Below are 12007 nucleotides of genomic sequence, written 5' to 3' on the forward strand. Positions count from 1 at the left end.
GCCATGAGCGCTGCCGCAGTGACCAGGCGCAGGGCACTTTTTTTACCGCGTGCACTGACGTGCTCGGCCACGGCCACCCAAGTGTTGAGTGCTTCGCTGTAAACCAGTTTGTAGTTGCTGTTCATGATTTCAGTGCGGATGGCAGTTGGTTTTTATAGATAAGCATTACAGCGATGGCATCAAAGGTTCGACTGCGCTTCTGAGATCTGCACGACCGTCGACTGACCGCCCACCGTCACCACCACCGACAAGGGAAACGCGCCGGCAGGCACCGCACTGGTCACCAGTGTTTGCGTAGCCGCGTCGTAGCGAATCCAGGCGGGCAAGGGCTCGCTGTTGGGCAGCGTCACCTTCACCGCAGCGCCAGACGCAGCAGGCGTCAACACCTGCTCGGGCAAAGCAATCACCAAGCCAGAGCCTGCGGTGGCGGTCCCCGCGGGCACCAACACCGCCACCAAGCCGTTCGCCTGCTGAGTGGGCGAGCTGATGGTGCTGACGCTCACACCCGCGCTAGAGCCACCGCCAGCACTGCCCGCACTGCCCGCACTGCTCGCGCCTGCGCTGCTGGAGGCCAGCACCGTCAAAGTGGGCGGTGCGCTGTTGGCCGTGGGTACAACGGCCAACGTGGGGGCCAAAATGGCCACGGGCAGCGCGCGGATCTCACCCGTCTGGCTGGGCACCAAGCTCACCACGTAGTTGTTGCCGTTGTTGCCGTCCACAATTTGGTAACCCATTTGAACGCTCAAGGTTTTGCCGGTGCCCGGGTTGGCATCGGCATAAGCTTCCCGCAAATTGACCACCGTATCGGACACCTTCAGACCGCTGACCACAGGCACAGCTTGCGCCTCGGTGTTGCCATCAAAGCTCTTGGTGTTGGTGACTGCGGTCACGGTCAAAGGCGCTGGCGTGACCGACAAACTGCCATCGGCAAAGCTCACCGCGTAGTTGCTGCTGCTCAAGCCCGCGGGCGTGATCACGTAGCTGCCCGCATTGCGCGCGCCCTGGCTGGTGCCGGTGTAGTTCAACGTCCCGCCAAGCACGTATGCGGTTTCGCTGTTCACAAAGCCGCTGTAGCTCACGCCGTTGCCGCCTGAGTAGGCCATGCCATCGTAGGTCTTGCTGGCGTTGGTGGCGCTCACCGTCAAGGGCGCAGGCGTGACGCTGCCCACGTTGCCGCTGGCCGAAGTGGGCAAGCTGTAGTTGCTCAGCTGGGTGCCGCTGCTCGCGGCAAAGTCGCTGCTGCTCAACGCTGCGGTCACGGCCTTGCTGGTGCCCACATTGGCGGTGTCCAGCGTGCCCGCAGTCTGGCTGACGCTGGCACCTTCTGAGTTGACAAAGCCCGACAAGGCAAAGTTACCTGCCGTCAAAGTGGCTGCTGTGCTGCCGTCGTAGACCTTGCTGCTCGTGCCCGTGAGGGCTGCGGCAAGTGGCGCAGGTGTCACGCTGCCAATGCTGCCGCTGGCCGAAGTGGGCAAGGTGTAGTTGCTCAGCTGGGTTCCGCTGTTGGCGGCAAAGTCGCTGCTGCTCAAAACTGCAGTCACGGCTTTGCTGGTGCCCACGTTGGCGGTTTCCAGCGTGCCCGAGGTCTGGGTGACGCTGGCGCCCTCTGAGTTGACAAAGCCAGACAAAGCAAAATTGCCTGCCGTCAAAGTGGCTGCTGTGCTGCCGTCGTAGACCTTGCTGCTCGTGCCCGTGAGGGCTGCGGCAAGTGGCGCAGGTGTCACGCTGCCAATGCTGCCGCTGGCCGAAGTGGGCAAGGTGTAGTTGCTCAGCTGGGTGCCGCTGTTGGCGGCAAAGTCGCTGCTGCTCAAAACTGCAGTCACGGCTTTGCTGGTGCCCACGTTGGCGGTGTCCAGCGTGCCCGAGGTCTGGGTGACGCTGGCGCCCTCTGAGTTGACAAAGCCAGACAAAGCAAAATTGCCTGCCGTCAAAGTGGCTGCTGTGCTGCCGTCGTAGACCTTGCTGCTCGTGCCCGTGAGGGCTGCGGCAAGTGGCGCAGGTGTCACGCTGCCAATGCTGCCGCTGGCCGAAGTGGGCAAGCTGTAGTTGCTCAGTTGCGTCCCAATGTTGGCTGCAAAGTCGCTGCTGCCGAGCGTGGTCGTAACGGTCTTGCTGTTTCCGACGTTCGCGGTGTCCAGCGTGCCACTGGTTTTGCTGACACTGGCGCTTTCTGAGTTCACAAAGCCGGTCAACGCAAAGTTGCCTGCCGTCAAAGCGGCGGCTGTACTGCCGTCATACACCTTGCTGCTGGTGCCCGTGAGCGCTGCGCTCAAAGGCGCAGGCGTTACCGTGTGGGTGCTGCCCACGTAACTGAAGTTGTAGTTGCTGTCTGCTCCCGTGCTCAGCACCGCTGCCCCAGGCGTGACGGTGAACGTGCCCGCCTGAGCGGCGCCTGAAGCCGTACTGGTCAAACCGGTCGGGGTTTGGGTGATCGAAGCCACCGCATCGGGACCCACCATGGTGCCTACGCTGTATGTCGTGCCCAAGGACAGCGCAGCGTAGCTTGTGCCATCGTACACACTGCTGCGGGCCGTGTTGGTCACCGTCACGGTCTTGGGGCTGATGACGCCCACGTTGCCTGAAACGGCTGTGGGCAAGTTGTAGTTGCTCAGCAGCGTTCCGTTGGTGGCGCTGAAGTCGCTGCTGGCTAGCGTGACGCTCACCAACTTGTTGGTGCCGGCATTGGCGTTGTCGTAGGTGCCCGTGGTTTGGGTGATGCTGGCGCCATCGCTGCCTTGCCAGCCGGTGATCAGATAATTGCTGGAGGTCAGCGTGGCCACGTTGGTGCCGTCATACACCTTGCCCACGGTGCCTGTCAGGGCTACGTTGGTGGCGCTGACTGTGACATCCGCTGGGCTGATGTACAGCGACCCGTCGCCAAAGCTGATGGCGTAGTTGCTGCTGGTCTGCCCACTGGGCGTGATCACGTAATTGCCCACGTTGACCGCACCAATGGCCGTGCCGCCGAAAGCCAGCGTGCCGCCCAAATCACTGACCGTCTCGCCGTTGACAAAGCCGCTGTAAGCCACGCCCGCCGTGGCGGCGTAAGCGCTGGCGTCATAGGTCTTGGTGTCGTTGTTGGCAGTGATCAACAAAGGCGCTGTGGTGACCACCCCGTTTGCGCCGCTGATCGTGTTGGCTGCTAACTTGTAATTGGCTGCGTCGGTGCCGCCCAGGCTGATGCCCGCGACCGTGAAAGCTTTGGTGCTGCCCGCGTTCGCGTTGGCATAGGTGCCCACGCCAGTGGCCCTGACGGCATCGGCGCCCACCACACCGGTCAACCCAAAGCCCAGGCTGCTCATGATGGTGGTGCCGTCGTAGACTTTGCTCAGACCAAAGGTGGCCTCCGGCGTCAGTGTCTTTGGCGCCACCGTGAGCGCACCCACAATGTTGACCGTGTTGCCGTAGTTGTCGCTGGTGTTGGTGACACTGCTGGCCCCCACTTGGTAGCTGCCCGCAGCCACTTGGCCCGCACTGCTCAAGGTGCTCAAAAGTGGCCCCAAGGTCAAGGCCGTGTTGCCGCCTGCGCCATCGGTGAGGGCAAAGGCGGCGTTGTTCACGCTGGCACGGTTGGTCAAGTCCACCACCGCGTTGCCGGTGCTGCTCTTGTACTGCACAGAACTCACGGTATAGCTGGGTGCGGTGCCATAGGTGGTGCTGGTATCGGCTAAGCGAATCAGCAACTGGTCAGCCGGCACGATGGTGTAGCTGCCCGGCACGTAGTTGATGTTGTAGTTCGTGCTCGACAAGGTTGAGCCCGCAGCACTCAACACCCCGGCATAGGTGCCAGCAGCACCCACAGCGGCATTGCTGCGCGCAACGGTGGCTGCGCCACTGAGGACACTGGCGGTCTCCCCCGCCACAAAGCCTGTGTAACTCACGCCGCCGAAGCCGCTGGCGTCGGCCTCACCAATGAACTTGGCATCGTTGTTGGCTTTGACCGTCAGATCGGCTTTGTTCACCGTGGCCGTCGCGGGTGTGTAAGTGAACGCGTAGTTACTGGCCTTACCCGTGCTCAGCACCACGGTACTGGGGGTGACGGTGAAACTGCCCGCATTGGCCACATGGCTGGCCACCAAGCCGTTGCCGCTGGGGGTTCGGGTGACAGAACTCACCGCGTCATAACCCACCAAACCGGTCACGGTGTAAGCCGTGGCGTTGGCCAAATCGGTGTAAGTGCTCAAGCCGTTGTAGGTGGTGGTGCGCGCAGTGCTGGCGATGGTGACCGGTTTGGGGTCCACCACAATGTTCACCGCGTTGCCGGCTTGAAAAAAGTACCCGGTCACTTCAGGCGGAGGGACGGAGATCGTGGCTGGGTAGGTCCCCGCGTCCAACAACACGTTGTTAAGAGCCAAAGCTTGCGTGGTGGCAGGAACACCAGTCACCGCGACTGGCGCGCAGCTGCTGGCGCTGGTGGAATAGCAATAGTTCAGTGATGTGACGGGCGTACCGTACGTAGACCTTTGGCCAGGCACATACAAGGTGTAAAGCGTGGCGGGCGACTCGCGGAACAGCGTGAAATAAGCCGATGCAACCACCGTAGGCACAGAGGTGCTGTCGGCGTTGGTCGTGTAGTAGCTGCGCTTGGGCGCAAAGCTGTTGGTCAAGGTTCGGGCGGCACTGGTGGTTGCATAGCCCGAGAAAATCAATGCCACACCGCCTGTGCCCACGCTGATGGTAGGCGTTCCGCTGAGCACCACGTCGCCACCCGTGGGCGTGCCCGCTGCAGTCAGGCTGCCTGCGCCAAGCTTGAGTGCGGGTGTGGTGTAGCTGGTGGCGGTGCTGGTGGTGACCACGTTTTGCGACACCGTCAGGTCGCCTGTGCGTGTCACCACCGACACTGTGTCCGTGGCATTGATGCCGCTGTAGGTGCTGCCACCCACAGTCACTTGGCCAATGGTCATGGCCTGGTTGTTGGCCACGTTCAGGATACCCACGCCTGAACCTGTGGCGATGGTGCTCAAGGTGTTGCTGGTGCTGCTGAGCGTCTTTGCACCGGCGCCCACCAAAGCCAAACCATGGTCATTGCTGGTGATGGCGCCGCTGACTGTCAGTGCACCTGCGCCGCTGAAGACGGTGGCGCTGGTGAGGTTGACAGCACCGGACAAACTGCTGGTGCCGGTGGAGGCGGTCAAAGTTCCGCCGCTCAAGGTCAATGCTTCTGCGCCGACAGTGACACCGCGCAAATCAAGCGTGGCACCGCTGGCCACAGTGGTTCCGCCAGCAGTAGCGCCCAAGCCTGACGCATGGCTGATGGCCAAAGTGCCTTCAGAGACTGTTGTTGCGCCGCTGTAATTGTTGTTGCCGGACAGGGTCAAGGTGTTGGAACCCGTCTTGGTGAGTGCAGAAGCGCCCCGCACAACTCCGCTCACCGCGATATCGCCACCAGAGCCACCCATGGAAGCGTCAGTGGCTAAAGTGACGGCACCCACATAAATCGCAGCAGTGCTGCTGGAGTTGGTCAGCACGCCACCACCCGAAATACCAGAGCCATTCAAGCTCAGGCTGTTGGCGTTGGCCAGTGTTTTGCCATTGAGATCAAGTACCGCGCCCGTGTTAAGGGTCATTGCACCAGATGCGCCGCCAAAAGCTGTTGTGCTTCCTGCTTGCAATGTGCCGCCCGATACCGTCGTGCCACCGGTGTAAGTATTGGTGCCTGCCAAGTTCAGAACACCCGTGGCGCCATTGGATCCGGCATAGCCAACTGCGGTGTTGTAGCTCAATGCAGTCGACCCACCAATTGCACCACTGAGCAGGTTATTTGTCGCTCTAGAGTTAACACTGAGCGAAGTGATGTTAACAACCGATCCACCAATAGATGCGTTTGCTGAACCTGAGTTGATGGTGAGAGCATAAGCCCCTTGAATGTTTGTCATATTCCCTGACACAACAACAACACCAGAGCCGCCGCTTCCAGCAGCATTAAATCCACCACCACCACCACCGCCCGTATTGACAACGCCAGAACCAGGGCCTGCACCGTTGTAAGTAGCAGCGTTACCAGCATTGGTTCCGCCTACACCACTTGATGTCTGGCCCATTCCTCCGCCACCAGAACCGTAGACAACAGAAGAACCGGTGATGCTGTAACTTATGCCTTGACCGCCATTGCCACCTACGCCAGACGATTGCGTGGTCCCAGCTGCACCAGCTGTCGAAGCACCACCACCACCGCCACCCGCAGTTGTTGCGCGATTGCTTGCCCCACCATTATTTCCCGATAAAGTCGCCCCCGTAAAACCGGCAACACTTCCTCGGGTTGCTGAACCGCCATTGCCTGTTGTCCAGTGCCCACCACCTCCAGAGCCACCTGCGAGACCAGAATCACCAAATGAACCAGCGCCACCGCCGCCGCCATTTGCTGTGATGACGTATCCGCTAGGGTTACTTGCCAAAGCAAGACTGCTGTTGCCGCCTGATCCGCCGTTACCGCCTCCCCCAGAACCACCATTTCCTACAACCACCGAATAGGTACCAGATAAAGTTCCGCTTGAAACATAAACAACACCGCCGCCTCCGCCGCCGCCAGTTGCAGGAACGTTACTAGAACCCCCAGCAGCGCCACCACCCACAACCAGAATTTGCGCATTAGTGAACGTGCTTGTGGGGGTGTAGGTGTATGTGCTAGCGCTATAAGAAATTGAAAAAGACAGACCGCTTGGCGCAGAAGTTGTGGTGGAGGAACCTGCAACATATGTATTGCCAGAATAATAGGCCCAGGTTGAGCCATCAGTTGGGCTGTATTTCCAATTGCCGCTTCCTAAAAATTGAATAATTCCGCTGGAAATAGTTGAAACGGTAGACACATTGCCCGCGATGGTTACCAAGCCATTACCACCATTGGCGGTTGAAGTCAGCGAGGTATTGGTACCCAATGTCAGGTTGCCACCAAAACTCTGAAGACCAGAGGTGGTGACATTGCCACCCAGTGTCGTGGTTTGTCCCGTCGATGTAGCACCACCTGTAATGGTGATTGAACTCAAAGCCGCGGTGTTGCCCACGGTACTTCCAAACGACACAGCACCGGTTCCAGAGGTCACCGTCAGGCTTTGAGCGCCAGAAGCCGCGCCATCCACAGCGCCGCCAAACGTAATAGCGCCATTGGTATTGGCTTGGCTGGTGTTGAGTGTTGTGAGCGTCGTATTGCCACTCAATGTGACTGCACCGGTATAGGTTTGGTTGCCCGCCGTATTGATGTTGCCAACCAATGCGCTTGTACCCGCAATGGACAGGTTAGACGTGTTGGCACTGTTGGTAATGGCTGCACCTGAACTCATCGACAAGGTCGAACCCAAACTGACCGTGCCGCTGTATGTCAAATCCAATACGCCTGCAGCGCCTATGGCCACAGCGCCAGTGCCCAGTGCATCGCCACTTGCGGCCTTCACCGAACCCGCGTTGATGTTGTTGGCGCCGCTGTAGGTGTTGGTGCCCGACAAGACCAAACTGCCTGTGCCCGTTTTGGTCAGCCCGAAACCTGTGCCCGACACAACACCAGACAATGAAAGTTGAGTGCCGGCCACGCTGACCGTGCTGTTGCCACCCAATGTCACCGTACCCGACAAGCTGCTGGTGCCCGTAGATGTAGAAAGTGTGCCGCCATTGAGGACCAAGGCTTCAGCACCCACTGAAACGCCTTGGAGGTCCAGGGTGGCGCCACTGGCCACAGTGGTTCCCGCTGCCGTTCCGCCCAAACCGTCTGCATTGCCAATGGCCAAGGTGCCTGTGGATACGGTGGTAGAACCCGTGTAGGTGTTGATGCCCGACAAAGTGGTTGTGCCTGTGCCCAACTTGGTGACTGCACCGGTGCCACTGATGGCGCCTGAAAAGTTGAGCGCATCGCTGCGATTGAAGGCCAATGTGGCGTTGTTGGTCACGTTGCCGGCTATGGCGCCATTGGTGCTGCCATCGCCCACCTGCAAAGTGCCTGCATTGATGGTGGTGCCACCGCTGTAAGTGTTGTCGCCTGACATAGTCAGGGTGTTGGCGGCTGACTTAGTCACGGCCCCCGTACCGCTGATGACGCCCGAAAAGGTCAGGTCATCGCTGCGATTGAAGGCCAATGTAGCGTTGTTGGTCACGTTGCCTTCAATGCTGCCGGTCGCGCCGCCAGCGCCCAACTGCAAAGTGCCGGCCGAAACGAGGGTGCCTCCGCTATAGGTGTTGGTGCCTGTCAGCACCAGTGTGCCGGTGGAAGTCTTGGTCAGGACACGGTCTGTGCCAGAGACAAGGCCCGACAAGGTCAATTGCGCACCCGAATCCACCCTGATGGAACTGTTGGCACCCAAAGTGACCTGACCAGACAAACTGGTGGTGCCCGATTGAAGTTCCAGTGAGCCGCCATTCAAGGTGATCGCTTCTGCGCCAACATTGAGACCACCGGGCAACAACAATCTGGCTCCAGTGGCCACACTTGTACCGGCTGCTGTAGTCCCCAAGCCCTGGGCAAGGCTGATGGCCAAGATGCCGCCAGAAACAGTGGTTGTTCCTGAATAGGTGTTGGTTCCTCCGAGCGTGATGTTGGCGGCGCCCACTTTGGTCAAGCCATAGGAACCACTGATGTCGTTCGTCAAGGACATATTTCCGGTAGAGGACCCAATGCTGGTATCGCTTCCCAAAACAATCAGGCCTTGAAATCTTCCACCTGCTGAATTTGAGTTGGTCAATGCGCCGCCACTGCTGATTCCCTCGCCATTCAAGGTCAGGGTATTGGCATTGTTGAGAAAGACACCTTTCAAATCCAATGCAGCACCACTGAACACCGATATGGCACCGCCTCCACCAGCTGTTCCCAATGCGTTTTCATGACCCACTTTCAAAGCACCCGCAGCAACGGTGGTGCCGCCGGAATAGCTGTTAGAGCCAGTGAGTGTTAAGGAGGAAGCCCCAACTTTGGTCAAGGCAAAAGCTCCGCTGATGACGCCACTGGCGGTGATCTCGCCCACTGCGCTACCGATGGAAGAAGCACTGCCCAACACCACAGTGCCCGCATAAGTTCCAGCGGTGCTGCTGGAGTTGGACAACGCGCCGCCATCGCTGATACCCGTGCCCCTCAAGGTCAGGGCATTGGTGTTGGTCATCGTGGTGCCATTCAAATCCAATGCAGCCCCACTGGCCACAGACACTGCCCCCCCTGAGCCGCCCAGCGCAGTGGCATGGCCCATTTTCAGAGTTCCGGCAGAAATGGTGGTACCACCTGTGTAAGTGTTGCCGCCTGAAAGCGTTACCGTGCCGGTGCCGTTCTTGGTCAGTGCAACGGTTCCAACGCCATTCTGGATCACACCCCCATAAGTGGTGGAGCTGTTATCGCCGCCAGTCGCCAAAGTGGATGTCGTACTGGCCGCACTGTTGGTGATCGTGCCTGTTGAACCCGAAACGGAAGAAACAGTTGGCGAATAACTATTGAGATCAAGCGTGCCATTGACGGTGACTGTCGATGCCGTTCCCAACGCATTGGCATGCCCCAGTTTAAGTGTCGAACCTGCGTCAATGGTGGCAGTACCCGCGAAGCTTGTATTGGCCGCAGTCAAAGTAGTGGTGGCTGCACCGCTGGTGTTGAGTGCACCCGTGCCACTGATGGTTGCGGGTATCGAAATGGCACTGGTGTTGGTGAAGTTGATGGTGCCATTGTTCGTGATGGCAACCGCCGATGTCGGCGCCAAACTGGCCATGGCATTGCTGTAAGCCACCGTGGTGCCTGATGGAATAACTACCGCAGACACATTGCCCAAAGTGGGTGCTGCACCCGTGGTGGCACCGCCCGTCACGGTCCAGTTGGCCCCTGATGACCACAAGCCACCACTGGTGCCTGTGTATGTCACAGAGGCCAAGGGGTTGATCGTCCAATTCACGGCGTTCCCCATCGCCAACGCATAGGTACTACTGGATAAAGTCAGCCCACTTGAATACGTCAGGCTGTAAACGCCTGCATTGCTGGCAGAGGTCAAACTGGTGTTGAAAACAACCGAACCCGATAGACCCGACAGACCTGTGATCAGGTTGCCCGCCCCCCCGCTGGCTGAGGTGTAAAGCCCGTAAGTTAAGTTGCTGTGGTTTGATCCATACGAGCTTGAATATGCGCCTGTAGCGTCATATGCCAAAACGTATAAATTTGTCGCGGTGCAAACACCGTTGACACAAGTGCCACCACCTGCAGTGTTTGATCCAACGGTGGTGATCGTGTAGGTTGACTGCGATGACCCGTTGGCAATGGGCCCTTGGGCAAATAAACTGGCACCGTTTGCAGCTGTTGCTGATGTAACCGTTATTCCAGAAACACTGTTTGAATAAATATTGGTGAGGAGTTGTGATTGGCTCCACCCAGAAATGTCATGCCCTATCAAGCCACCCGCATAAGCACTCGCAGCGCTTGCACTGATGGTGGTGTTACTCACGATGTTGGAATAAACAGGCGAATAATTCTTTCCAACCACACCGCCAGCAGCACCATTGGCACCTGTGGCGTTGATGGCAGACCCAGAGACCGTGGAATTTTTGATGTAAACAGCTTGGGATAGACCGGCAATTCCACCAACGCCCCTGTCATTTGTAACGCCATTGCCCGCAGAGCTAGCGGTTGAGTCTATAAAGTTGGCGTTGTTAACGGTATTCGCTTGTAAAACACCAACGATGCCCCCGAGAGCTGCGCCCACGCCATTGTCACTGACCGTTCCATTGACAAAATATACGTTGGATATATTGCCTGCGTCGTAGGTGTTACCAATGATCCCTCCCAGCCCCCAGCAGTTACTCGAACAACTGACATTTGCTCCAGAAACATAGACATTGTTCATCGGCCCCATGTTCGAGCCCACCACCAGACCGCTCCCCCAACCACCACTGGCTCCACTCAAAGATGAGTTGATGAAGGCAATATTTGAAATGGATGCGGCATTATTGTTAACGCTACCAATCCACCCGGTATTGCCGTTACCACTTAAAGTCATGCCCGTGATACTGTGCCCCAGACCATCAAATGTCCCTGAATAGCTGGGGATTGGCGCGCCTGAACCTGACCAGGATGAGGTGTGGTTATTGATCAATGCATAGTTGGTTGAAGAACTGGCAAATCCTCCCGCACTCGTTGTGAGTGGGTTACTGATCAACGTGTAATTTTTGGTTGTGTTGTAGTTTTTTGTTGAATACGAGTTACCAGTCCCACCAAAAGTCAGGCTCCCAGAAAACCCTGATGCGCTCAGGCCAAACCCATAAGTGCCTCCCGCATTGCCTTGGTTGTATTGGAACGAAACACCGGCACCGGACGTCGCTGTAGCATTGATCGCGGCATTGATTTTGATGTTGTAGTTGGCAGATAAGGTCAGCGTCTTTGCAGATGACCATGTGATAGGACCATTGACCGTGATGCTGCCCACCTGGTTGTTGGCGGTGGTACCCGTCGAAATGGTGACGTTGCTGCCCGCATCGAGTGCATTAGAAATTGAACTGGCCAAGATGGTAGATGTGGCACCCGCCGTGAAACTGTCCGCATAAGCTGTACCGGATGCGGTTCCGGATGAGCCAGCGATGATCACGTCGTAAGGGTCCAGCAACCATGTGCCCGCCTTGCCCATGCTGGCACCCGTGGTGACCAGTGTGCTCTCGCCAATCGCCAGTCTTGCCGCCGATGTATCTACAAAACCGCCATCGCCCCCCTGCTCGCCGCCCTTGGCGCTGATGGTGCCATCCACTTGCGTGATGCCGGTGGCGTTGACCAGGTCTGCAATGACGTCGATGCGCCCACCGTTGCCCGCGCTGCTTGGCGCGGCATCGGCGCTGATGCGGCTGCTTGGCGTCAGTTCAATCTTGTGGCTGGCGCTCAAGCGGATGGTGCCGCCGTCGTTCACCAAGCCTGTGGCCGAGATGGCACCGCTATTTTTGACCACGCCGCCCAGCAATCCACTGGCGGCTTGGGCCGACAAGATGATCAAGCCGCCGGGGGCTTGCACCGCTTGGCCGTTGTCCACCAGCGTCTGGAGGGTGGCCGGGGTCACCAGCACGTTGGTCAACT

The 12007-nt window shown here is 58.4% G+C and carries 4 protein-coding genes; 2 read left to right on the forward strand and 2 right to left on the reverse strand.

The window, feature by feature from the left end:
* Window positions 1-125, reverse strand: a 125-nt coding sequence (locus B9Z31_RS15750; protein ID WP_199174520.1) for an ESPR domain-containing protein, incomplete at its 3' end; no start/stop codon positions are given.
* 54 nt (window positions 126-179) lie between these two features.
* Window positions 180-9851 carry an S-layer family protein gene (locus tag B9Z31_RS15690; protein WP_304441715.1) on the reverse strand — a complete coding sequence of 3224 codons (9672 nt, stop codon included), beginning with the start codon at window positions 9849-9851 and terminating at the stop codon, window positions 180-182.
* Between the two features lie 1507 nt (window positions 9852-11358).
* Between B9Z31_RS15690 and B9Z31_RS15680 the strand changes: the two genes are divergently transcribed.
* Both B9Z31_RS15680 and B9Z31_RS15660 read left to right on the forward strand, forming a co-directional pair.
* Window positions 11359-11490, forward strand: coding sequence for a hypothetical protein (locus B9Z31_RS15680; RefSeq protein ID WP_255408665.1), 132 nt, complete (start codon window positions 11359-11361; stop codon window positions 11488-11490).
* 197 nt (window positions 11491-11687) lie between these two features.
* Window positions 11688-12007, forward strand: a 320-nt coding sequence (locus tag B9Z31_RS15660) for a hypothetical protein (RefSeq protein ID WP_233201009.1), incomplete at its 3' end; no start/stop codon positions are given.

It is taken from the genome of Limnohabitans sp. G3-2, from assembly GCF_002778275.1.
In the GTDB taxonomy this organism is placed as follows: domain Bacteria; phylum Pseudomonadota; class Gammaproteobacteria; order Burkholderiales; family Burkholderiaceae_C; genus Limnohabitans_A.